Below are 23,646 nucleotides of genomic sequence, written 5' to 3' on the forward strand. Positions count from 1 at the left end.
GACCCTCGCTATCGCAGCCGCTGCTCGACGATCAGGGTGACGCCGCCGTCGTCCTCGTCGAGCCAGTCCACGATCACCCCGGCGGCGGGCCCGACCGGATGCCGCACGCGCGAGCCCACCACCTGCTCCCGCGTGTACTCCGCCCCGAACCCCGGCTTCATCCGCATCTCGAACCGCACCGGCTCCGACATGTGTCTCCCTCCGATAGGCCCCGTACGTGAGAGAGAAGCTACGTCGCGTTCCCGCACCTCGCCCGGCCCCGATTCACGTTCACGCAGGTGAGCGCGGATGTGTGCACTCCCGGATTCCCTCGATGAGGTGACGACCGCTGCGGAGCCGGTGACCAGAGGGGTGCGAACGGCCGGGCGCCGCCGGCCGGGGCGCGTGACCCACCCGCCACCGAGCTCGACCGTGGCTGTTCGATCTCCACGGCGAACGTCGTCGAGAACGCCCGGGTGATGGCCGGTGGATGTTCGGTGACTGATCTGATTCGACCGGTCGTCAGGAAACAATAGGGTGGCGGGTCGAATTGCCGCGATCGTTCCTTGACGCGAAAGGGGATTCCTGCATTTTGGCCGGACCGGATCCTGTCTATACTTCCGCTCACCAATTTTCGCAGGACGTCCTCCTCTGAATATCAGCCTGAGACCTTATCGCTGGTCGGGGGTGAGCCCATTGAAGACCTTGTCTGCAATGTATCATCAGTGGAAAGCGGCTCGTCTCTGGTTGGTGGCTATGGTTCCGCTGCGTCAGCGGGTTGACTTCTATCTTGCGGCGGTGTCGGGCAGTAGGCTCTGGTACTTCAACTTCATGCTGACTCTCGTCTCGATCGTTTTCGGCCTGGCCACCATCTCGGGACGCTCGGGGGTGAAGATCTCGGCAGTGGTCCTTTCGTCGGCATCGTTCGTCATCTGGGTTGCCGACTGGATCCGGCATCGTGCGGCCAGTAGGAATCTGTCTCCGCGCGAGGTCCATCCGGCATTCAATGGGCTCAGGGTCGAGTCGGGCACCGTGATTCGATTCCCGCGGGTCGGTCCGGTGCGAGAAAAGTGGTTGGCCGAGCTGGCTCGCGAAAAGCGATTCGACGTGGCCGTCTCGTGGGACGAGATCGACTCCGAACTCCCCGGGACGAAGGCCAGATTCCGATGGTCGCGGCGGCGAAAAGAAATCTCCGTGAAGGTTCGGCCGTTTGTCAACGCGGTACTCGCGAACGTATACGAGCACAATCGTGGATCTTTATTCAACGGCAAGGTCGTGCGGCAGGACGAAGATTTGAGCGCGGACGTCCTGCGGTCGGAGAAGGGGACTGTAAATCTTAGTCGAACTCGCTACTTTTCCATGGTGGTAACCAACTATCTGGTGGAGCGAGACCTGGTCGACGGGAAGGGAAGGGTCGTCTTTCGAGGCTCGTCGTTGGTGACCGGAGCGCCGGGTGATCCGCTCGAAACTCTGAAGGAGAGTAGTCTCGCCAACGTCATCGGAGCCAGTACGCTGGCTTTCGCAGAAGATAATCTTGCGGTTCTGGTCCGCCAGTCGAGCAATTCCCTTTCGAGTGGCTTGCTGTGGGCGCCAGGTTCCGGATCCATGGATCTTCGTGACGTGCGAAGCCTTCGTTTTGTTCGGTCTCAGCCTCTGGCTGCGATCATACGGGCGACGATGGAGCGTGAGTTGACGGAGGAGGCTTCGCTGCAGCCGGATGAGATCATGTGGACCGAGATCAATGGCTATTTCCGTTGGGTCAACAAGGGCGGGAAGCCGGAGTATGTCGGCGTGACTCGGTTGCAGGGGAACGCCAACGACTTCAAGGGCCGGAGAGTGCGGCTCACGGAACGAGGATACGTCGACTCGGTGGAAACCGTGACGATCGACCTGGAACGCCTGATGGCGGAACCGAGCAGCCTTCGATGCATCGAGAGCGAGGAGGTGCGGGTCGCCGTCTCCATGCCGCTGTTCATGTGCTTGAGGGCTTTCGGCAGGAGGCTGCAGTCGGACGAACGGCTACGGCGACAGTTCATTCCGTCGAGACGTTAGCGGCTCATCTCGCACAGGGACGGCCGTGCTCTCGTGCCCGGCCCGTGCTGCCGGTCCTGTTCATGCGTCACGGAAATGGATACCGTCGTGGTGTCGGATCGCAGGGGAGGGATCCTCCGCCGGCGCGTCGGGCACGCGGGTGGCGAAGGTCTTGTCCATCTCGAAGACCGCGACGAGAGTTCCCACCTGTGGTGCGGCGTCCTCGTTCTGTCGGCCGGGCGCTGGTTCTGAGGCGACGGTGACCCGCACTATCGCTCTCCACTGGTTCGCTTGTCGTCCCAGCCGTAGCGCAGGGTCCAGATATGGCCGGGCATGACGTGGATGCAGACCTCGATCGGCTGGCCGCCGGCGGTGTAGGCGGATACGTGGTGGGCTGCGATGTCGGTCGGCGGTGCTCCCGGCGTACGCGAAACGGCGGCCATGTCGGCTGGGAGCCGAGCATGACCGCCGTTCCTCACGCTGTGCCCGCGCTGGGCCCGAGATCAGACCAGCGAGCAGAACCGCTGGTCAGGACCTTGGTCAAGGTCAGACGTTGTAGTACATCTCGAACTCGTGCGGGGTGGGGCGCAGGCGGACCGGGTCGATCTCGTTGGTGCGCTTGTAGTCGATCCACGTGGAGAGGAGGTCGTCGGTGAAGACGCCGCCGGCGGTGAGGTAGTCCTGGTCGTCCTCGAGGGAGTTGAGGACGGCGTCCAGGGAGCCGGGGACCTGCTTGACGCTGCCCCACTCCTCCGGCGGCAGATCGTAGAGGTCCTTGTCGATCGGGGCCGGGGGCTCGATCTTGTTCTTGATGCCGTCGAGGCCGGCCATCATCTGGGCGGCGAACGACAGGTACGGGTTGCTCGACGGGTCCGGGACGCGGAACTCGACGCGCTTGGCCTTCGGGTTGCTGCCGGTCACCGGGATGCGGGTGCACGCGGAGCGGTTGCGCTGCGAGTAGACCAGGTTGACCGGGGCCTCGTAGCCGGGGACCAGGCGCCGGTACGAGTTGACGGTCGGGTTGGTGAACGCGAGCAGCGACGGCGCGTGGTGCAGCAGGCCGCCGATGTACCAGCGGGCGGTGTCCGAGAGGCCCGCGTAGCCGGTCTCGTCGTAGAAGAGCGGCTCGCCGCCGAGCCAGAGGCTCTGGTGGGTGTGCATGCCGGAGCCGTTGTCGCCGAAGAGCGGCTTCGGCATGAACGTCGCCGTCTTGCCGTGCTCCCAGGCGGTGTTCTTGATGATGTACTTGAAGAGCTGCATCTGGTCGCCGGCGTGCAGCAGCGTCGAGAACTTGTAGTTGATCTCGGCCTGGCCCGCGGTGCCGACCTCGTGGTGCGAGCGCTCGACGGTGAAGCCGGTGTCGACCAGGCGGCGGACCATCGCGTCGCGCAGGTCGGAGTAGTGGTCGACCGGGGAGACCGGGAAGTAGCCGCCCTTGTACGCGGTCTTGTAACCGCGGTTGCCGCCCTCCTCCTCACGGCCGGTGTTCCACGCGCCCTCGACCGAGTCGATGTAGTAGAACGCCTGGTGCGCGGAGGTCTCGTGGCGGATCGAGTCGAAGATGTAGAACTCCGCCTCGGCGCCGAAGTACGCGGTGTCGGCGATGCCGCTGGACGCGAGGTAGGCCTCGGCCTTCTTGGCCACGTTCCGCGGGTCACGCGAGTACGCCTCGCGGGTGAACGGGTCGTGGATGAAGAAGTTCAGCGCCAGCGTCTTCTGGATCCGGAACGGGTCGATGAACGCGGTCGCGACGTCCGGCAGCAGCATCATGTCGGACTCGTGGATGGCCTGGAAGCCGCGGATCGAGGACCCGTCGAAAGCCAGACCGTCGGTCGCCACACTGTCGTCGAACGACTCCACCGGGATGTTGAAGTGCTGCATCACGCCGGGGAGGTCACAGAACCGTACGTCGACGAACTTGACGTCCTCGTCTTTGAGGTATCGAAGGAGTTCCTCGGGATTGGCGAACACACGTCCTCCTGGCACAGTTTTCCGATACCGGGCGGCATGAGCCGCCACCTGGCAAGGCTGGTCGCGACGTTATGGGTACGGAGTTGCCCCGGCGTATCCCTATTGTTTCCGCCGTGTTACGTAACCGGATGATCAGGCACGGCGCGAGCGCGAGGCCGACCCTCGGACCCTATCGCGTACGCTCGGAGGCCGTGGCAGCTTCCGCGAACGACGCCCCGGTGGCCCCGGCCGGGGCGGAACCGGCCGGTGGCGGGGCGCGACTGGTCGCCCTGCTGATCGACTGGGTCTCGTGTCTCCTGATCGCCAGCCTCTACCAGGACCCGCGCCAGGTCGCGTGGCCGGCGGTCGCCGTGCTGATCCTGATGAACACGGTTTTCATCGGGGTGTTCGGCCAGACGCTGGGGATGCGGCTGGTCCGCCTGCAGTGCGTGGCGTTCGCCGACGGCGGGGCGATCGGGCTGGCGAAGGGCCTGGTCCGCGCGGTCCTGCTGGCGGTGGTGGTGCCCGCGATGATCAGCGACGGGATGGGGCGTGGGCTGCACGACCGGGCGGCCGGCTCGATCGTCGTCCGCGCCGTGTGACCGTTCCGCGTGCTCACCGCCCGCCGCCCAGCGCCCGTTTGATCTCCGGTTCGTAGCCCGGGTCCTCCCGCCTGTTGGTCACCACGCCACCGCCCGGGGTCGGCACGTCGAACGCCTGCTCGTCGGTGACGATGCCGCGCTCCTCGTCCTCCTCCGGCCGTACCGGGATCGGCCTCCCGGTCGTCCGCCGCCTGCTGAGCTCGGGCGCCACCGTCTCCGGTGGGGCCCCGCTCGCGGCCGGGTTGCGCAGCCCGGGTGCCACGTCCCCGGGTCGCGGCCCGTGTGCCGCCGACGGTGCCTCGACCGTTCCTGATCCTGCACCGGACCGCGCCCGCTCCGCGCCGAAGAAGTCGGCCCACGCGGGACCGCTCCTCTCCACTGGGGGAGTCTCCCGACGTCGCGCCGGTTGCGGCGGCGTCCCGGGTCCGACCGGCCGGTTCAGCACCGGCGGCGCCGCCCCCTCTGGCCGGAATGGATCACCGCCGCCTGCCGGCGCGGCCGGATGCAGCTCCGCGGTGCTTCCGGGCGGTCGCCGCGCACGGTTCCGCTGCGGATTTCCGAGTACGGGCGGAGCCGTCCTGCCGGAAGGCCGCCCGACGGTCTCCTCGCCCTCGGCCGGCGTACCGGGAACCCGACCCCGCTCCTCCCCGCGGCGCCGGTCGCTCGGCCGGACCGGCGGCGGGGGCGTGCGGTCGCCCGGATGCCCACTGCGGCGCAGCATGCGCCCCGGCGGCTGCCCGAACCCGGGCGGCGGCTGCTTCCCGCGCCCGAACGATCCCCGCCCGAGCTGCCCCGGGTTCAGCGGCGCGGTCGGCGCGGTCGGCGTGATCGGCACCCGGCCGCTCCCGGGCGCGCCGGGCGGGAGACCCGGCGGACGGGTACCGGCGTTCCCCGGGACCGGCGAGGGCAGTCCCGGCGGGAGTACGGGTAGTCCCGGCGGCAGCTCAGCGGCCTGGACGGGCGGTTCGGGCAGAGCCTGCGGGCCCCCGGGGTCCGGACCGCCGGAGGGCTGTCCCGTGCCGGCCGGCGGGTTCTCCGGCGCCGGGGTGTCCCCGCCCGGGTCCGCGGGGAACGCCACCGGGATCGTCGGCGGGGGCGCCGGTGATCCGCCGCCGGGCGGGAGCTCCGCCGATGACGGGCCGCCCGGGCCGCCCGGGACGTCCAGCACCGCGTTCATCGGGCGGACCGGCGGGCCCACGCCGCCCGCCATCCTGCCGATGTACTCGAAGAGCTCGTCGCCGTACCGGTGGGCGAGCGCCTGCGCCTCCCGGGTGAAGTCCGCGGTGACGCCCCGGACGTCGTCCCGGATCTCCTCCTTCTCCGCCTCCGACCAGCTCCACGAGGTGCTGTTCAGGAACTTGCCGAGGTGCTCGAAGACGTTGACGCTCTGCGCCTCCCGCAGCTTCTGTTCGTAGCGCCGGAGCAGGTCGTCGATGTCGCGCCGGGCGTCGGCCGTGACGTTCACCAGGTGCCGCAGCGTGGTGACGTTGTTCTGCGCGGCGTCCATCCAGACGTCGAGGTAGGCGAGCGCCGTACCGGGGCCCATCCGCAGGAACGCGTCCCGGGCGCCCGGCGACCTCCAGTGCTCCCGTTCCAGCACTTCGCTCCGCGCGAGGACGTACGACCGGACCTCGTTCAGCAGCGTCCAGGAGTTCTGCCACTGCTCGGCGAGGGCCGCGATCCGCTCCGGGTGCATGTTGTGGAACCGGCGCCCGATCGCCTCGATCGTGGTGCCGTTGCCCTCGCCCGGCGGCTCGGTGAGCACCACCCCCGACTGCGGATGATCGCCGTAGTGCAGCTGCCCGCTGTACGGGCTGTACCCGTAGTGCGGGTCGGCGGTGGCGCCCCAGTAACCGGCCATCGGGTTACCCGTTCGCCCGCGGGTCGTCCGGGTCCCCGATCAGGTCGCCGGTGACCCGGGTGTCGCCCTCGGCCAGCGCCTCCAGGTACGTCCGGCCGACGCCGGCGGGCAGGCCGTCCGGCCGGGGGACGGACGTGTCGCCGTACGCGAAGAGCACGTCGGTCAGGGAGGCCGCCGCCGCGGCGTCACCGGACTCGTACATGTCGGCGATGGTCTGTGCCGCGCAGCCGATGTTCAGCAGCGAGCGGCCGAGGTTGTCGAGGTAGGTGGTGAACTCGCTCGCGTTCGCGGTGATCCGGTCGCGGAGGACCGCCGCCTCGCCGAGCACGTCGCCCTCCCAGGCGGTGACCGGCAGGTCGTGGAGGTCGCTCAGGTGAGTGCCGCGGCCGGCCAGGTCCCGCTGTGCGCCCCGCATCAGCCCGGCGTACCCGCGCATGCCGTCGAGGTCGGCCTCGACCGCGGGACCGTCGCCCGGCCAGGCGGCGGTGTTCGCGCCGGTCTCGTTCGCGAACGGTTCGTCGGATTCCATCAGGCCTCCCCGGCGGTCGTATCCGGGCCACCGATGGCCATCGCTGTGTGACGACCGGGTGACGCTGGAGAGTACGCCGACGTCAGCGAGCCGGTTCGAACCGAATCAGACCGCCGGGTGTACGGGGAGACATAGCCAGTATCGACGCTCTCGGCGTGAATCGAGGTGAACCGCCTTGTCGGGAACTCCGGGTATGGGCCGGGTCCATGCCACTCAGGAACAGTTGAACGCGATGGCGCAGCGGTGCGAGGACACCGGCCAGAACGTGGCGCGGGGCATGGCCCAGCTGCTCGATCGCATCCAGTCGCTCGGTGGGGGCGGCTTCCAAGGCAGCGCCAACACGGCGCTCCAGGGGGTCTCGGTGCAGCTCGACGACGGCCTGACGAAGATCGTCAACGCCCTCGACGAGCTCGCCGGGAAGATGAGCAACGCCTCCACCCAGTACGGCGTCCACGACGAGGACGCCGCCCGGGAGATCCATGCCGCGGCCGCGTCCGCCGGTGACGGCTCCGTCCTCAGCATCCTGCGCGGCGTGTAGCCGAGATCGGGGAGACCACCATGAGCATCACCTACGACTTCGGCCGGATCGGCGACGTCGCCCTCGCCATCGGCACCTTCGAGGGGCAGATGGACCGCGAACTGAACGACCTCTACACCGCCTTCACCCAGCTCTTCGCGCAGGACTGGACCGGCTCCGCCGGCACCGCGTGCGACGAGGCGCGGCAGAAGTGGAACCAGGGCGCCACGGAGATCAAGAACGCGCTGGCCGGTGTGGGCGTCCGGCTCGGCGCCTCGGCCGAGCGGATGCAGCAGATCGACCAGCAGATCGCCTCCGGGATGTGAGTGAGACCGTGGCCGGGATCTCCGGGCGACCCGGGCCGTGATGAGATCGCCGGATGACGCTGCGGCTGCTGACGTTCAACGCGCTCTTCAAGGGTCATGTCCGGGAACGTCTCCGGGCGCTCGGCGAGATCCTGGAGACCTCGGACCACGACGTCGTCTGCCTGCAGGAGGTCATGTACCGGGCGGACGTCCGGTTGCTCCGGGACGCCGCACCCTCCTACCGCCACCGGGTGTGCCGAGGGCCGGTGGTCCTCCAGGGTGGGCTGGTCGTCCTCTCCCGGCTGCCGGTCACCGGCTCCCGGTTCGTACGGTTCCCGATGACCGGCCCGGTCCGGCCGGAGTTCCTGATGCGCAAGGGCGCCCTGATCGTCACCGTCCAGAGTGGTGGCACGAGCGTGGACGTCGTCAACACGCATCTCTCGGCCAACCGGGACGACGACTGGTCGGCGGAGAACCGGTACACCCGGGTCGCCCGGGCGGAACTCGCGGTCGTCAGCGGGGAGATCAGCGGGCCGACCGTGGTGACCGGTGACCTCAACCTCCCCCGTGGCTCGGCGCCGCTGACCGATTTCATCCACCGGAACGGGCTGCACGACCTCATGGCCGGGGATTCCCGGCCGACCTATCGGCCCACCGCCGCGTGGCCCGACCCGCCCGCTTTCGATCACATTCTGGCGAGCGACGGGATCACCGGCACGGCCGACCTGGTCCTGCGGGAGGAGACGACCGCGGCGGGCGACTTCCTTTCCGACCATTTCGGCGTACGGGCGGAGCTGAGCCTGTCGAGGTGACCGGGGTCAGCCGAGCCGGACCCACTCGGCGGTGGTGACCTCGGCGGCGGCCGGGGCGGTGACCGCGGCCTGCTCGCCGAAACCGCTCAGCGTGAACGTGGCGTCGAGGGCGAGCGGGACGGCCGGGTGGACGGTCCCGTCGCCGGTCACGCCGCCCGCCCGGTCCGCGTCCCACATCATCGAGGCCTCGACGTGCAGCCGGCGCAGGCGTCCCTCGTCGTCGAGCCAGATGAACATGTCCAGCGGGGCGGCCATGGTGGTGAAGAGGTCGTCGACGGGGGTACCGAAGGGCAGCGGGCACCGGCCGTGGCCGGCGTAGCAGGTGTGGCGGTACTCGTCCGGGGCGTCCGGGACGTCCGGGGTGATGTCCTGGACCGCGTCGCCGGCGCCGAGCTCGCTGATCCCGGAGACGAACGGCAGCCACGTGGTGACGTCGGCGAGGTTCAGCTGCGGGCTGGAGTACCGGTCGCCCCAGACCATGCCGGTCTTCGCGGCGTCGAACCAGGCTCTGCCGTCGCCGGCGGAGAGCCGCTCGGAGCTGTAGTAATCGGCGTCCCCGAGGTGCACGCGGCGGGCGGAGATGGTGGGGTTCGCCGTGCCGGCGGCGGACATCTTCGCGTACGTGGTGCTCCAGCCGGGCGAGTCACCGAACTGGACGGAGCTGACGCCGGACCAGTCGCCGATCAGGCCGCCACCGCGCAGCGAGGCGGTGAAGTCGACCCGGGCGTTCTTCGCGGCGGCGAGCTGGGCGGAGACACCGCTGAGTCTCGCGTACGCCTCGTCGCGCTCGTCCGCGTACCCGGCGCCGGAGAGCCTGTTCCCGCTGGCCACGTCGTAGACGACGACACCCAGCAGGACGACGGCGACGAGATAGATGAGGATCCGTTTCACGACAGCACAGGGTAACGCCCCCGCGCCTATCATCGAGGGGTGCTGCGCCGATGGGTGAACGCCGCGGTGCTCCTCGCGGCGGCTCTGCTTCCGGTGGCTCTGCTTCCGGTGGCTCTGCTTCCGGTGGTCCTGCTCCCGGGGAGTCCGGCGTGGGCGGCCGACTGCGCCACCGCCGGGCGGCTCACCGACGAGACGCCCTGGTCGCGCGGGTTGCTCGCGATCGACGACGTGGTACCGCTGAGCCGTGGTGGCGGGGTCACCGTGGCGGTGCTCTCCACCGGGGTGCTCGCGGCGCACCCGCAGCTCCGGGGACACGTCCTCGGCGCGGCCACCACCGACTGTGCCGGGATCGGTACGCAGGTGGCCGGGGTGATCGCGGCGCGGGAGAGCGACGCGGACCCGGTGATCGGGCTGGCCTCCCGGGCCGAGATCCTGGCGATCCGGGTGGCCGCCGACGACGGGACCACCGGGGCGGGTGAGCTGGCCACCGGGATCAACGACGCGGTGCGACAGGGCGCCGCCGTGATCGTGGTCGCCGCACCGGTCTATCAGGACAGCCGGCGGTTGCGGAACGCGGTCGCGGACGCGGTGGCGGCGGACGTCGCCGTGGTCGCGGCGGCCGGGGAACGGGGTGACGCGGCGGGCGGGAATCCGGTGCCCTATCCGGCGGCGTACCCGGACGTGATCGGGGTCGGGGCGATCGACCGGGACGGGCGGATCCTCGCGACGTCCGGGCACGGGGAGTACGTCGACCTGGTCGCCCCCGGAGTGGACGTGCCGACGCTGCAGGGCGGGGACGCCGGTGGCGTGGTGGAGGCGGACGGTACGGCGGTGGCGGCCGGGTTCGTGGGCGCCACCGTGGCGCTGGTCCAGGCCCGGACCGGGGAACGGGACGTGGCGCGGCTGACCCGTACGCTCCTCGCGACGGCGAGCCCGGCGGTCACCGGGGAGGCGTTCGGGGCGGGGGTGGTGAACCCGTACGCGGCGATCACCGGGCACGCGACGACGGCGCGGGCGCGGGCTCTGCCGGGGGTCTCGGCGGTGGCGCCGGAGCGGACCGGCGCGGAGAACCGGCGGCGGGCGGTCGCGCTGACCGGGGCGGCCGTCGCGGCGATCGTCGTGGTCGTGGTGCTGATGGTGGGCGGGGCGGTCCGGCGCAGCCGCCGGCGGCACTGGCGGCCGGGACTGGCGGCACCCCTGCCACGCCGCGTCGAACCGGTCGAGCCGGGACCACCGGTGATGCTCCTGGCGGAGAGGATCACGGATTGACGGCCCGGGCGGCCGCGGCCGGGTCCAGCGTCGCTCCGGCCGGGAGCGCGCCGAGCAGCGCGGTCGGCACCGCCGTCGCCGTGCCGGCCGAGTACCCGAGACGGGACAGGGCGTCGGCGTCCGGCACCGCGAAGCGCAGGCCCACGTCGGTCACCAGCGCATAGCCGGCCGAGCCGGGGATCCGTACCAGAGCGAACCTGCCCGCGGGAACCTGAACCGCGTCGGCGAGCGCTCGCCCTTCCGAGGTCGCGCCGGTGGTCGGCACCGCGTCGGCGAGGCCCGCGGCCGGACCACCCACCAGGATGGACGGAGCGGCGGCGGCGTCCCGGGTGATCGCGCAGACGGTCTCGCCGGAGCCGACCGTGGCCAGCTTCGGCGGATCGGCGGGCGCCTGCTTCGCGGTGGTGTCGGCGTCCGCGGTGAGCTGCGGGAACCCGGTGACCTCGGCGACCGGAACGGTGATCGGGCTCGCGGGGAAGGCGGCGTAGAGCACCCGGCGCTGCACCGGGGTGATCGGCAGCACGCCGTCGTCGAGGACCAGGTAGAACTGGGTGCCGCTGCCGGTCTCGACGCTGAGCACGTCGCCGTTGCGGAACCGCCCCACGGCGCCGGACACGTCGCCGCGGCCGGTTACCCGGGGCGCGGCGATGTCGGCGCCGGCCGGGATCGTGTTCAGCCAGGCGGTGCCCACCGGGATCGCGGTGACCGCGCCGTAGAGGGCCGGGACGGTGGTCCGCGCGTCGGCGAGGTCGTGCTTGAACCCGTGCCAGATCAACTGGGTGTCGCCGCCGGCCGGGTCGGTGACCAGCAGGCCGCCCTCGCCGAGCGCGGTGCCGCCGGTCGCCGCGGTGCCGACCAGCAGTGTCGAGACGGGATCGTCGCCGGGCGCCACACACATGCTCCACGGCAGGCCGACCCGCCGGTCGGCGGCGGGCAGCGAGGCGGGCGCGCCGGCGATCCCGATGGTCACCCCGCGCGGCGCCCCAGCCAGCGACGACGCGGCGATCCGGTAGACGGTGGGGTCGGGGCGCCCGGCGGCGAGCTTGGCCGAGGCGAGGTTGAGCGCCGGGTTGAGCCGGCCCTGAAGGTAGACGAAGGCGGCGCCGGACTCGCGCTCGATCACCACCGAGCCCTCGCTCTTCCAGTCGTCGGTGCCGGCCCCGGTGAGCAGGCCGTGGATGCCGAAGCCGGCGCCGATCAGCACGGCCAGCATCAGCCCGCCGAAGAGCGCGCCGACGCCGCGGCGCAGCGGCGACTGGGCCGGATCGGTCTCGCGCATCACGAACGCCGAGATGACCCGCTGGTTCATGAACTGGTACGACTGCAGCTGATCGCGCCGGGAGGTCACTCGCGTTTCACCCGCCTCACTCGCCGTACCAGCCGTACTCGCCGCACCAGCCGCACTCGTTTCACCCGCCGATCGAGGAGAACAGCCCGCGGATGTCGTCGAAGACGCCGATCACCGCGCACGCCAGCGGGATCAGCGCCATGATCGCCAGGATGTCCAGCACGTCGGCGGCGCGTCCCAGGTACGGCGAGGGCCGCCGCCGGCTGAAGATCAGCGTGGCCGGCAGCGCGACGGCACCGGCCAGCACCGCGCCGGCCAGCAGCACCAGGCCGGGGAGCGCGCCGGTGAGCACCCCGCCGGCCCCGAGTATCACCGCCCCGGTCAGCCCGGCGGCCAGCAGCGGGACGCGCTGCCACGCCGTCGGCAGGAGACGCGCCCGTAGCAGCAGCGCGGCGATCGCGGCGACCATGAGCAGCACCGCGGCGAGGCCCGGCCCGGTCAGGATCAGGTAGGTCATCGCGGCGACGCTGCAGAACGCGGCGGAGAGCAGCAGCCCGGTCAGCACCTCGGCGGAGCGGACCACGGCGGCGAAGACGTCGGCCCGGCGCGGCACCGGGCGGTCCTCGAGGATCTCCTCGGCGCGGCTGGGCAGCTCCGGGAAGGGCAGCCGGCCGAGCCAGCCGGCCAGCACCGGATAGCCCGGGAGCAGGCCGATCGCGGTGGTCAGCGCGACCGCGGCGGCGCCGTCGGCGGACATCCCGGCGAGGGCGAGCAGCCCGGCGAGCAGGCCGGTCAGCGCGGCGGCGGCACCGGCCACCGGGAGCCGGGCCGGGCCGGCCACCGCGGCGTGCCCGATCACGCCGGTGACCAGCAGCACCGCACTGCCGAGCAGCAGGGCGGGCCCGCCGATGTGCAGGAACCCGGCGCCCGGATCGGCGACCAGCCAGGCGCCGCCGAGGAACGCGTACGGCAGGCCGCTCGCGGCGACCACCCCTCCGGCGCCCGCGTCGGCGAACGCGCGGGAGAGCAGCACGCCGGCCACGGTGAGGCCGAGCGCCACGGCGATCGCCAGGACCGCGGGCAGCGCCGAGCCCGCGCGAGCGCCGCCGAGACCGATCAGCCCGGTCAGGGCGGCGGCCGCGGTGACGGTGAGCCCGGTACGGCGGGTCGCCGCGGCGTCCCACGGCCGCGCGGCCCGGCGGGCACCGCTCGCGATCACCTCGACCACGTCGTCGTACGCGGGCTCGGGCCAGTCCTCGCGGGCCGGGCCGAGATGCAGCAGCTCGCCGTCGCGGACACCCTGCACGGCCAGGTTGCGGTGCGGCTCCAGGGCGGCACCGGTGGACCTGCGGAGCACCCAGCCACCGCCCCGCCCGGCCGGTTCGGCGTGCTCACCGAGCGCGCCCTCGGCGTGCCGGAGCAGGTGCGGCAGCAGTTCGGCGACGACCATGGTGTCCGGGAGCGCGACGTCCATCCGGCGGGTCGGCGCGGCGATCGTCACCCGGGCCAGGCTCGGGCCACCAGGCGCGGTCAAGCGGTCACCTCCCGTGAGCGAACGCTGTCGGCAATCAACCTAGCAGGGCATCGATGGCTAGGATGGGTGTCGACTATCCACCGTCGGGGGGAGAGCCGGCGTGACCGTCACCATCGTCAAGCGGCCCCCGCGGCGGCCCGCTCCGGTGATGCCCTCCGGCGAGGTGCTGCTCGACCCGCCGCCGGAGCTGCCGCCGCCAGCCGGCAAGGGCTGGACGCGGATGCTGATGGTGCTGCCGATGGGCGCCGGCGCCGCGGCGATGGGCCTGATGATGGGCGCGCAGCGGGGCGGCCCACTGACCTATGTGTCCGGTGCGATGTACGGCGTCTCGGTCCTCGGCATGATCGCGATGATGGCCACCGGCACCGGCGGCCCCGGCAAGCGCGAGATGATCGAGTCCCGCCGGCGGTACCTCCGGCACCTGTCCCTGCTCCGGGCCCAGCTGCGCGCCACGATCCGCAGGCAGCGGGAGGCGCTGTACTACCGCAACCCGGACCCGGAGACGCTCTGGACCCTCGTCGGCGGCGGCCGCCTCTGGGAACGCCGCCGCGGCGACGCCGACTTCACCGTGGTGCGCATCGCGGTCGGCGCGCAGGAGGTGGCCACCCGGCTGGTGCCGCCGCAGACCAAGCCGGTGGACGAGCTGGAGCCGCTCTGCGCGACGGCGCTGCGCCGGTTCGTGAACACCTACTCGGTCGTCCCCGATCTGCCGGTCTCGGTCGCGCTGCGGGACTTCTCGCACATCTACCTGCGCGGCGGCGAGGAGGCGGTGCGGTCCTTCACCCGCGCGCTGATCGCCCAGACGGTCACCTTCCATGCCCCGGACGACCTGCGGATCGGCGCCTGCGTGCCGGACGGCCGGCGCGGCCTCTGGGAGTGGGCCAAGTGGCTGCCGCACGCCCAGCACCCGGACCGGACGGACGCGGCCGGCCCGGTCCGGCTGGTCGCCCCGAGCGTCCCGGCCCTGGAGGCGATGCTCGACGACGTGCTGGTCAACCGCTCCCGGTTCGACCCGGCCGGCCCGGCGGCGCCCGGGCCGCACGTGGTGGTGGTGATCGACGGCGGCTCGACGGCCGGCTCCGACCACCTGATGACCGAGGGCGGGGTGGCCGGAGTGACCATCCTCGACCTCTCGGCGCCGCCGCCCCGGCTGCTCGACGACGGCTCGGTGATCCTGGAGATCGGCGCGGACGGTACGGTCACCGGCACCACGATGGACGGTTCCACCACGGTCGGGCGGGCGGACGGGATCGGCCTGGTCGACGCCGAGGTCCTCGCGCGGGAGCTGGCCCCGCTGCGGCTCTCCGCGGCGTCGTACGGCGAGCAGTCCGCGATCGCGCAGGACATGGGCCTCGCCGAGCTGCTGGAGCAGGCGGACCCGTACCGGATCGATCTGGCGGAGCTCTGGGCGAGCCGTCCCAACCGGGACCGGCTGCGGGTGCCGATCGGGGTGGGCGTCGACGGGCGCCCGGTCGAGCTGGACCTCAAGGAGTCCGCGCAGGACGGGATGGGCCCGCACGGGCTGCTCGTCGGCGCGACCGGCTCCGGCAAGTCCGAGCTGCTGCGCACGCTGGTGCTGGCGCTCGGCCTGACCCACGACCCGGAGATCCTCAACTTCGTGCTGGTCGACTTCAAGGGCGGCGCCACCTTCGCCTCGCTCGACCGGCTGCCGCACACCGCCGCGATGATCACCAACCTGGAGGGCGAGCTGCCGCTGGTCGACCGGATGCTCGGCGCGATCTCCGGCGAGCTGACCCGGCGGCAGGAGCTGCTGCGCAAGGCGGGCAACTACGCGTCGCAGCGGGACTACGAGCGGGCCCGGTCGGCCGGTGTGCCGCTGGCGCCGCTGCCCAGCCTGCTCCTCATCGTCGACGAGTTCTCCGAACTGCTCAGCGCGCGGCCGGACTTCATCGACATGTTCGTGCAGATCGGGCGGGTGGGCCGGTCGCTCGGCGTGCACCTGCTGCTCGCCTCGCAGAAGCTGGAGGAGGGGCGGCTGCGGGGGCTCGAGTCGCACCTGTCGTACCGGATCGGGCTCCGGACCTTCTCGTCGATGGAGAGCCGGGCGGTGCTCGGGGCGCCGGACGCGTACGAACTGCCGCGATCCCCGGGGCACGGCTATCTGCGTACCGGAACGGAGGGTTTGATCCGGTTGAAAGCGGCCTATGTCTCGGGGGCGGTGCGACGGGACGGGGCGGTCGGCGCCGGGGGAGACAGGCAGGGCAACCCGGTGCTGGAGTACGCGACGTTCTACGCCGCGCCGCCCCGCGAGGAGGCGCCCGTCGTCCCGGCACCCGTCGCCGAGCCCGCCGGGGAGTGGGACACCCTGCTGGAGGTGCTGGTCCGGCAGATGGAGGGCAGGGGCACCCCGGCACACGAGGTGTGGCTGCCCCCACTGGACAGGGCGCCCACGCTCGGCCGGATGCTGCCGCCGCTGATCACGACGCCGGAGCGTGGGCTCGGCGCCGACGCGCCGGACCGGATCGGCCGGCTGCACGCACTCGCCGGGATCGTCGACAAGCCGTTCGAGCAGCGGCGCGACCCGATGTGGCTGGACCTCTCCGGCGCCGCGGGCAACGTGGTGGTGGTCGGCGGTGCCCAGTCCGGGAAGTCCAACCTGCTGCGGACGCTGATCGTGAGCCTGGCGCTGACCCACACGCCGCGCGAGGTCCAGTTCTACGGGCTGGACTTCGGCGGCGGGCCGCTCGGCGCGCTCGGCGACCTGCCGCACGTGGGCGGGATGGCCACCCGGCGGGACGTGGACCGGGTACGCCGTACGGTCGCCGAGGTGCACGGCCTGATGCGGGCCCGGGAGGACCTCTTCGCCCAGCGGGGGGTGGAGGGGGTGGCGGCGTACCGGCGGGCCCGGGCGGAGGGCCGGTTCCCGGAGGACCCGTTCGGCGACGTCTTCCTGGTCGTCGACGGCTGGGCCACCCTGCGCGCCGACTTCGAGGACCTCGAGCCCACCGTGAACGAGCTGGCCAACCGGGGTCTCGGCTTCGGCATCCACGTGCTCGCCGCGGCCAACCGCTGGATGGACGTCCGCCCGCAGATCCGGGACGTCTTCGGCACCCGGATCGAGCTGCGCCTCGGCGAGGCCGCCGACTCGCTGATCAACCGTCGGGAAGCGGTCAACATCCCCGGCGGCGCCCCCGGCCGCGGACTCACCCCGGACGGGTACCACTTCCTCGCCGCCCTCCCGCACGTGGCCGTCCCGGGTGCCGATCCTCAGGCCGCCGGCCGGGACCCGGACGCCGGCGACCTGACCGATGCCGTCGCCGAGACGGTCAAGCGCGTCGCCGGGCAGTGGCCCGGCCCGCCCGCGCCCCGGGTCCGCCTGCTCCCGGCCGAGTTGCCGTACGCGGCGCTGCCGCCCGCCCGCGGCCCGGTGATCCCGATCGGCATCGCCGAGGCCGACCTGCAGCCGGTCGTGCTGGACTTCGGCGCCGAGCCGCACGCGCTGCTCCTCGGCGACGTGGAGAGCGGCAAGAGCTCGTTCCTGCGCGGTCTGGCCCGGTCCATCGTGGCCGGTAACGACCCGTCCGAGGCGCGCGTCCTCCTGGTCGACCTGCGCCGCAGCCTGCTCGGATGCGTACCGGCCGGCAACACCATCGGGTACGGCACCTCGCACCAGGTCACCGCCGACCTGATCGAGCAGGTCGCGGTCGCCATGCGCGAGCGTCTCCCCGGCCCCGACGTCACACCGGAGATGCTCCACGAACGCGGCTGGTGGACCGGCCCGCAGCTGTACGTCCTGGTCGACGACTACGACCTGGTCGCCGCCGCCGCGCAGAACCCGCTGCTGCCCCTCCTGGAGTTCCTCCCGCAGGCCCGCGACATCGGCCTGCACCTCGTGCTCACCCGCCGGATCGGCGGCGCGTCCCGGGCGATGTTCGACCCGATCATCGGTCGCATCCGCGAGCTGGCGTCCCCCGGCATCATGATGTCCGGCCCCCGCGAGGAGGGCCCGCTCTTCGGCACGATCAAACCCCAGACGCTGCCACCGGGCCGCGCCTGGATGATCACCCGAAAACAGGGCGCGCGCCTGGTCCAGCTGGCATGGTCGCCTCCGGTCCGTTGATGCCGACCGTACGGTCCTCGCGCACCCCGGCCGGCGTGAGACGGCGCCGACCGGGGTGCGCGGTCCGGCGCCGGGCCGTGGCCGGTCACGCACGCGCGAGCTCCGTGCCCACTCCGGGCCGCCGCGCGCTCCCACCCCTGCACCCGCTTGTTCGTGTGCACTCGCGGCCCGGTTGGCGCTGTTCGTGTGTGCGCGCGGCCCGGTCGGCGCCGACCGTGTGCACGCGCCGCCCGCACCGCGCGCCGCGCTCCGCGTCAAGATCGCTGGAATGCGCGCCGCGGACCGCACAAAACGGGCTTATTCGACGGCGGGTCACCCGCGGGTGCTCGCGCCGTGCCGGACGGTCCTGACCTCGCTGGTCGATTCCGGCTTTCATGATCAACCGTGGGGATGATCTTGGTGGCTGGTGTTCAGGGGTGTCTGGGCGGGCTTGAGTGACCTCTGGGTGCCAGCTTTCCCTGCGCGGCTGGTGTTCAGGGGTCTCTCGGAGGGCCTGAGGCACCCCGGATCGCCAGCCGACCGCGCTGAGGCACCCCGGACCGGCGGCTCACCGCCCACGGGGCACTGCCCGGCCGGTCCACGAACGAACCCCGACCGACGGAGCCGGCGATCAGCGGGCGGCGAGTGTTCGGGCGGCACCCGGTGACGGGATTCGGCGTCCCGCCCAGGTGATCCGGATTTGACCAGCAGGGTCGGTTCTGGATGCCAGCCGAAACCGGTCCGGGTCAGCGGTGGGGGAGGCCGAGGTACTGCTGTTCGAGGTCGGTCTGGGCCAGGAACAGGTAACGGTCGGTGCCGTCGCCGATCAGGGCGAGCATGTCGTCGGCCATGAACCGCAGGAACTGGGCGCTGTGCGGGCCCAGCCGCAGCGCCGACGTCGCCAGCGCGGCCTCGTCGTCGCCCAGCCGCTGCAGGAGGGTGAACGAGACGTCCTGCAGGGCCGCCACCCCGGAATCGTCCAGCTGGCGGAGGACGGTCAGCCGGCTGCGCCACGGTGCCGGGGGCAGGCTCGCCACCGGCCCGGACGCCCCCGTGTCGTAGACGACCAGCGTGGGCATCTGGGCCGTACCGTTCAGGGGTGGCCCCTGGTCACTGCTGTGCACGGTGAGACGGTTGTACTGGCCGGTCGCCCGTTCGCCGAGCCCGGCCCAGGCGCCCGGTTCGGTGGTCACCACGGCGACCCGGGCGCCCAGCGCGAGCGCCCGGAAGATCAGCAGCTGGGCGGCCCAGACCCCGCCGACCAGGGCGAGGCGTACCGGCTCGGGCGCGAAGAGCCGCAGCGACACGGGCATCTGCCGCCGATCCCGGCCGAGGAGCAGCCCGGCCCCGGCGGCGGGTGCGACGGCGAGTCGTTCCAGCGTCGGCAGGGAGATCGCGTGCCAGCCGATGTGCAGCCGCCCGGCCCGCCCGGACGGTCCGGTGCGCGTGCCACCCGGTGTTCCGGGGTCGTCGTCCGGCGCGCTGGGGCGATCGTCTCCCGGGCCGTCTCCCGGCGGGCGCTCGTCCTCGCGTACCTGGGCGGCCTTCGCCGACTCCCATCGCTGCGCCTCGGTGAGCGGCGGAGAGGTGAGCGGCGTGGTGAGCGGCGTGGTGAGCGGTGGCGTGGTGAACGGCGGGGCGGCCGGCTCGGGTGCCGTCGGCCCTGCAGCGAACTGTCGCTGCTCGACCTGTTGCTGCTCGGCCGGCTGTCTGTGGGCGGGCGGTACCTGCGAAGCGGGTTGGCCCGGGGAGAGCGCCTGGCGAGGCTGCGGCTGATCGTCAGCGGTCGGAGGAGAGGATGCCTGCGGAGAGGGGGCCTGCTGGAGGGGCGCCTGGGGGAACGGCGGGTGCTGGAACGGCGGGTGCTGGAACGGTGGGTGCTGGAACGGTGGGTGCTGGAAGGCTTCGGGAACGGGAGACGCCGAAGCGGGCCCCGTGGGGTGGTTCTCCTCGGTGGCGGGCCGGTGTGGCCGCCACTCCCCGTCCCGGTCCGGATGGCTCATCCCGCTCCGCCTCCCGTCGGCGCCGTGGCGTACGCCGCCGGTCCCTGTTCACCGTCGAGAGGGGATAGTTCGGCTCCGGCGCGGCGTACGCCGTCCTGAAGCACCCGGTCGAGCGCCGCGAGATCCGCGTCGGGCCGGGCCGCGAGCCGCACGAACGCCCGGACCGCGACCTCCGCCCCGCCGTTGCGCGCGCTGCTGCCGCCCCTGCCGTTGCCCGCCTCTCCGTCGCCGTCGCCGGCCCCGTTGCCCGTGCCGTCGCCGTTGCCCGTGCCGTTGTCGCCTGTGCTGTTGTCGCCTGTGCCGCTGTCGATGGCGCCGTTGTCGGTTGTGTCGCTGTCGATGGCGCTGACGATCAGCGTGACGCTGGTCATCGAGGCGGGCGCGGTGGCGGCCCAGGCGAGGAGCGACTCGATCCGGGCGGCCGGTGCGGGCCAGGTCTTCAACCAGTACGTCCGGTGCACCAGCCGGGCCGAACGCCAGTGCGTCCACTCCTCACCCACCCGCTGGGCGCCCTCGGCGAACGCGCCCGGCTCCACGTCGCAGGAACGGGCCAGCGCCGCGAGCAGTTCGTCCGCGTTCAGCAGGCGGCAGCCGGCTCCGGTCCGGTGGAGGGCGGCCGCGACCTTGCGGCCCAGCCCGGCAACCATCGTGGCGGCGGCCTCCGGGTCGGCGGTGTGGTCGAGCAGCGCCTCGGCCAGTATCCGGGCGTCCACCCGGATGCTCACCGTCGACTCGCGATGCGCCGGGACCGGCACCGGGCTGAGTGTCTCGAGCAGCCGGCGGTACGACATCCCGGCCGGCGAGGCCACGTGCACGTCCGGGCTGGGTGCCGGCACGGTGTGCGTGACCAGCTGTAACACGACACCCTGTTGCCCGGCTGCGGCCAGCACCCCGGTCAGCACGCGCAGCGGGACCGGCGCGGCGCCGGAGCCCGGGTGGGCCGGGGTGTCAGGACGGTCCGGGGCGTCCCGGTGCGTGGCGGGCGGGGTCAGGGCGACCACACAGAACCAGCCGGCCTCGTCGCGGGCGACACCGGCCCGGGTGCCGTCCGGCGCGGCGACGTCGTCGACGGCGAGCCCGGGCGCGATGGTGCGCAGTGCGGCGAGCACCGGCCCGGCGGCCTCCTGCGCGGCGGCGTCCCGAACGGCGGCGGCCGCACGACGGTGCCGGAACAGCCGGGTCAGCCGGCGGTGCTCCAGCCACCAACGCCCGTCCCGACGAGCGAGGAAGACGGTGGCCACGGCGCCGCCGATCAGGGCGGTGACCAGGGCGTACCCGAGTCCCTGGGTGGTGGCGGCGACGGTGGCCAGGACCGCGATCTCGGTGATCAGCACCTGCCGAAGGCTCAGCGGGCCGATCCGGCCGCGCTCCCGGATGGGCCGTGCGGCGTCCTCGGGAGCTGGCATCGTCGGTCGCCTCCCCACTGGCCCGCGGAGGCTCCATTGTAGGCCGTGCATCGAATCCCGGCCGGGGCCGGGATTCGGTACCCGGCCTGGCCGGGGTCAGCGGACGGCGGCCATGAGATCTTCGATTGTCAATGTCTTCAGGTCGTCGCGGCTGGGCATCCGGCCGAGTGCGCGCAGCCGCCCGGACTGGGCCTTCCGCATCCCCTCCAGCAGTCTGCGGGCCTCGCGCGCGTTGCCGAAGTTGCGGCCCCGCTCGATCCGGGCGAAGTGCTCGCGCAGCGCCTCGGTGAGCCCGTCGGCGAAGACGTAGTCGTCGTGGCGCGCGATCCGCCCGGCGATCAGCACCAGCTCGTCCGGGCCGTAGTCCGCGAACTCCATGGTCTTGGCGAACCGGGAGGCGAGTCCGGAGTTCGCGTCCAGGAAGTCGGCCATCTCCCGGGTGTACCCGGCGACGATCACCGCGACCCGGTCCCGGTGGTCCTCCATCAGCTTGACCAGGGTGTCGATCGCCTCCTGGCCGAAGTCGGCGCTCGCCCCGCCGGCCCGGGCCAACGTGTACGCCTCGTCGATGAAGAGCACCCCGCCCATCGCCTCCTCGAAGACCGAGGTGGTCTTCTCGGCGGTGTGCCCGATGTACTGGCCGACCAGGTCGCGCCGGGAGACCTCACGGAACCGGCCGTCGGGCAGCACCCCGAGCGCCTTCAGCAGCCGGCCGTAGACGCGGGCGACCGTGGTCTTACCCGTACCCGGAGCGCCTGTGAAGATCAGGTGGTGGCTGACGGCGCCCACCGCGAGCCCGGCGCCGCGCCGCCACTCGTTCACCTGGATCTCGTCGATCAGGGCCCGGACCTCGTCCTTCACCCCGGTCAGGCCGATCATCGCATCGAGCTCGCCGAGCAGCCGGTCCACCTCGGCGGCGTCCTGCCCGGCCCCGGCCTCCGCGATGCCGGCCCGGGGTGCCGTGCCGCCCTCGGTGAGCGTCACGGTGGCCTGCCCGTTCGGGTCGACGTCGACCTTCGGCTCGGCGGTCTGCTCGATCCGGCACCGCTCCACCGCCCCGGTGCAGCCGGCGCCGATCACCACGCCGGAGCCGGCGGTCTGGTGTACCCAGGTCTCCACGATCCGGGGTGCGCCGCCGTGCGCGGCCACGATGCCCGCGCCGCCGGTGCCGGAGATGTCGCAGCTCTCGATCACCGGGCGGCCGGACTGGTAGACGTAGACGCCGCGGTGTCCGCACCCGGCCACCGTGGTGTTCCGGAGCACCGGGTCCGCGCCGAGCCGGACGATCACGCCGTCGTCGGTCACGTCCCGGATCTCGCAGGAGTCCAGGGTGCCGCCCGCGTCGGAGAAGACCACGCCGTGCCGGCCGCGCGTCACGCGTATCTCGGTCGCCTCGACGGTCGCGCCGTCGGTGGCCTGCAGGCCGGCACCGTACCCGGTGGCCAGCTCGCACCGGCGAACGGTGAGCCGGCCGCGTTCCACGGTGACCGCCGGGTAGTCGCCGGCCACCAGGTCGATCCCCTCGACGGTCACGTCGCCGGAGAGGACCTCCAGCGCGGGGCCCTCCAGGCCGGCCGCGTCCACGGTCACCGAGCCCGGGTCACCGGCGGTGCGGACCGTCAGGCGCCGTCCGCCGATCCGGAGCCGCTCGTGGTACGTGCCGGGAGCGAGCACGAGCACCGCGCCGTCCGGGGCGATCTCCAGGGCGTCGCGGATGGTCGGGTAGGTGCCGGGGACCGCCAGGATGGCCACGGGGGGTGCTCCTTCTCGGCCTGCGCCCGCACGGGCGCTGCGGGCGTCAGCGCGGGCGCTGCTGCCGGAACGCCCCCTTGCTGGGGCGCATGCTCTTCGGGATCGCGCCCTTCGGCATCTGCGGGCGGGCCATCAGCGCGCCGAGGCGCTTGTCCAGCGCGTTGACGTCCTTGCCGGTGAGGTTCCGGGGCAGCCGCAGCATGGTGGTGCGCAGCTTGCGGACCGGCAGCTGGCCCTCCTCGGTGCCGATCACGTAGTCGTAGATCGGGGCGTTGCCGATCACCTTGGCGAGCCGCTTCTTCTCCTGCCCGAGCAGGCTGCGGACGCGCTGCGGGTTCCCCTCGGCCAGCAGGATCACGCCGGGGCGGCCGATCACCACGTGCACCATGTCGAACTGCGTGGTGGAGCTGGCCGCCGGGCGGACCCGCCAGTCACCGCGCATGTTCTCCATCAGCGAGGCGGCGGCGCCGGGCTGGCCCTCCGCGACGTTCATCATCGCGGTGTTCGACCGCGTGTTGAGCACGATCAGCACGGCCAGCGCGGTGACCAGGATGCCGATCGGGATCCAGAGGTAACCCCCGGTCAGGAGCACGACGAGCACGGTCAGGGCGACCGGGAGCGCCACCGCGGCGACCACCAGCGGGACGAACCATTTGTCCTGCTTCGCGGTGAACGCGAACACCTGGCCGATCTGCTTCAGGCGCTCGACGAACGACACCTTCTCCTGGGGTTTTGCCATAGCCGCAAAGTGTAATGGGACTCGGGTACCTTCCGGCGTCCCGGGCACCCGTGACCGGCTCGGAGTGCTCGGCAGGGAGGGGGCCGGCGAACGCTAAAGCGGCCGGGCGGGGGGTCGA

The 23,646-nt window shown here is 72.4% G+C and carries 18 protein-coding genes; 7 read left to right on the forward strand and 11 right to left on the reverse strand.

What is annotated here, in order from left to right:
- Positions 1-8: 8 nt before the first annotated feature.
- Complete coding sequence (locus AB0M08_RS21770) at positions 9-191, reverse strand: hypothetical protein (protein ID WP_364495989.1); 183 nt, start codon at positions 189-191, stop codon at positions 9-11.
- A gap of 544 nt (positions 192-735) precedes the next feature.
- Between AB0M08_RS21770 and AB0M08_RS21775 the strand changes: the two genes are divergently transcribed.
- The gene (locus AB0M08_RS21775) at positions 736-2,031 is read left to right on the forward strand and encodes a hypothetical protein (RefSeq protein ID WP_364495992.1); all 1,296 of its coding nucleotides are present in this window, start codon (positions 736-738) and stop codon (positions 2,029-2,031) included.
- A gap of 525 nt (positions 2,032-2,556) precedes the next feature.
- Here AB0M08_RS21775 and glnA read toward each other — a convergent pair.
- Positions 2,557-3,981: a type I glutamate--ammonia ligase gene (gene glnA, locus AB0M08_RS21780; RefSeq protein WP_364495994.1), complete on the reverse strand. Its 1,425-nt coding sequence runs from the start codon at positions 3,979-3,981 to the stop codon at positions 2,557-2,559.
- A 191-nt stretch (positions 3,982-4,172) separates the two neighbouring features.
- On the opposite strand from glnA, the gene AB0M08_RS21785 reads away from it, so the two are divergent.
- Positions 4,173-4,562 carry an RDD family protein gene (locus AB0M08_RS21785; RefSeq protein ID WP_364495997.1) on the forward strand — a complete coding sequence of 130 codons (390 nt, stop codon included), beginning with the start codon at positions 4,173-4,175 and terminating at the stop codon, positions 4,560-4,562.
- 13 nt (positions 4,563-4,575) lie between these two features.
- Here AB0M08_RS21785 and AB0M08_RS21790 read toward each other — a convergent pair whose 3' ends face one another.
- Together AB0M08_RS21790 and AB0M08_RS21795 are read right to left on the reverse strand one after the other, a co-directional pair.
- Positions 4,576-6,423 carry a hypothetical protein gene (locus tag AB0M08_RS21790; RefSeq protein ID WP_364496000.1) on the reverse strand — a complete coding sequence of 616 codons (1,848 nt, stop codon included), beginning with the start codon at positions 6,421-6,423 and terminating at the stop codon, positions 4,576-4,578.
- Between the two features lie 4 nt (positions 6,424-6,427).
- Positions 6,428-6,952: a hypothetical protein gene (locus AB0M08_RS21795; protein ID WP_364496003.1), complete on the reverse strand. Its 525-nt coding sequence runs from the start codon at positions 6,950-6,952 to the stop codon at positions 6,428-6,430.
- A gap of 193 nt (positions 6,953-7,145) precedes the next feature.
- Between AB0M08_RS21795 and AB0M08_RS21800 the strand changes: the two genes are divergently transcribed.
- Genes AB0M08_RS21800 through AB0M08_RS21810 form a run of 3 tightly spaced genes read left to right on the forward strand, consistent with a single transcriptional unit; the run spans position 7,146 to position 8,586 of the window.
- Entirely contained in the window at positions 7,146-7,490 is a 345-nt protein-coding gene (locus AB0M08_RS21800) for a WXG100 family type VII secretion target (protein ID WP_364496156.1), read from the forward strand.
- A gap of 20 nt (positions 7,491-7,510) precedes the next feature.
- A complete protein-coding gene (locus AB0M08_RS21805) occupies positions 7,511-7,795 on the forward strand; it encodes a WXG100 family type VII secretion target (protein WP_364496006.1) in 285 nt (94 codons plus the stop codon).
- Between the two features lie 53 nt (positions 7,796-7,848).
- On the forward strand, positions 7,849-8,586 hold the full coding sequence (locus AB0M08_RS21810; protein WP_364496009.1) for an endonuclease/exonuclease/phosphatase family protein: 738 nt from the start codon (positions 7,849-7,851) through the stop codon (positions 8,584-8,586).
- Positions 8,587-8,592: 6 nt separating this feature from the next.
- Here the strand turns inward: AB0M08_RS21810 and AB0M08_RS21815 are convergent, their stop codons facing one another.
- Positions 8,593-9,477 (reverse strand): hypothetical protein, encoded by an 885-nt coding sequence (locus AB0M08_RS21815; RefSeq protein WP_364496012.1) that lies wholly within the window; start codon positions 9,475-9,477, stop codon positions 8,593-8,595.
- Between the two features lie 39 nt (positions 9,478-9,516).
- On the opposite strand from AB0M08_RS21815, the gene AB0M08_RS21820 reads away from it, so the two are divergent.
- Positions 9,517-10,746, forward strand: a complete 1,230-nt coding sequence (locus AB0M08_RS21820) for a S8 family serine peptidase (RefSeq protein ID WP_364496015.1) — start codon at positions 9,517-9,519, stop codon at positions 10,744-10,746.
- On the opposite strand, the gene eccB is transcribed toward AB0M08_RS21820, so the two are convergent.
- Positions 10,736-12,094, reverse strand: a complete 1,359-nt coding sequence (gene eccB, locus AB0M08_RS21825) for a type VII secretion protein EccB (protein ID WP_364496017.1) — start codon at positions 12,092-12,094, stop codon at positions 10,736-10,738. The genes AB0M08_RS21820 and eccB overlap by 11 nt on opposite strands.
- A 61-nt stretch (positions 12,095-12,155) precedes the next feature.
- Entirely contained in the window at positions 12,156-13,568 is a 1,413-nt protein-coding gene (gene eccD, locus AB0M08_RS21830; protein ID WP_364496020.1) for a type VII secretion integral membrane protein EccD, read from the reverse strand.
- A 100-nt stretch (positions 13,569-13,668) separates the two neighbouring features.
- Between eccD and eccCa the strand changes: the two genes are divergently transcribed.
- Complete coding sequence (gene eccCa / locus AB0M08_RS21835) at positions 13,669-17,649, forward strand: type VII secretion protein EccCa (RefSeq protein ID WP_364496023.1); 3,981 nt, start codon at positions 13,669-13,671, stop codon at positions 17,647-17,649.
- Positions 17,650-18,374: 725 nt separating this feature from the next.
- On the opposite strand, the gene AB0M08_RS21840 is transcribed toward eccCa, so the two are convergent.
- The 4 genes from AB0M08_RS21840 to AB0M08_RS21855 form a co-directional block, all read right to left on the reverse strand.
- Complete coding sequence (locus AB0M08_RS21840; RefSeq protein ID WP_364496026.1) at positions 18,375-19,631, reverse strand: hypothetical protein; 1,257 nt, start codon at positions 19,629-19,631, stop codon at positions 18,375-18,377.
- Entirely contained in the window at positions 19,628-21,037 is a 1,410-nt protein-coding gene (locus tag AB0M08_RS21845) for a type VII secretion protein EccE (protein WP_364496028.1), read from the reverse strand. The genes AB0M08_RS21840 and AB0M08_RS21845 overlap by 4 nt, the downstream gene beginning before the upstream one ends.
- A gap of 96 nt (positions 21,038-21,133) precedes the next feature.
- On the reverse strand, positions 21,134-22,789 hold the full coding sequence (locus tag AB0M08_RS21850; RefSeq protein WP_364496031.1) for a right-handed parallel beta-helix repeat-containing protein: 1,656 nt from the start codon (positions 22,787-22,789) through the stop codon (positions 21,134-21,136).
- 46 nt (positions 22,790-22,835) lie between these two features.
- On the reverse strand, positions 22,836-23,528 hold the full coding sequence (locus AB0M08_RS21855; RefSeq protein ID WP_364496034.1) for a DUF4191 domain-containing protein: 693 nt from the start codon (positions 23,526-23,528) through the stop codon (positions 22,836-22,838).
- Positions 23,529-23,646: the final 118 nt, after the last annotated feature.

Source organism: Actinoplanes sp. NPDC051851, assembly GCF_040681165.1.
In the GTDB taxonomy this organism is placed as follows: Bacteria; Actinomycetota; Actinomycetes; order Mycobacteriales; family Micromonosporaceae; genus Actinoplanes.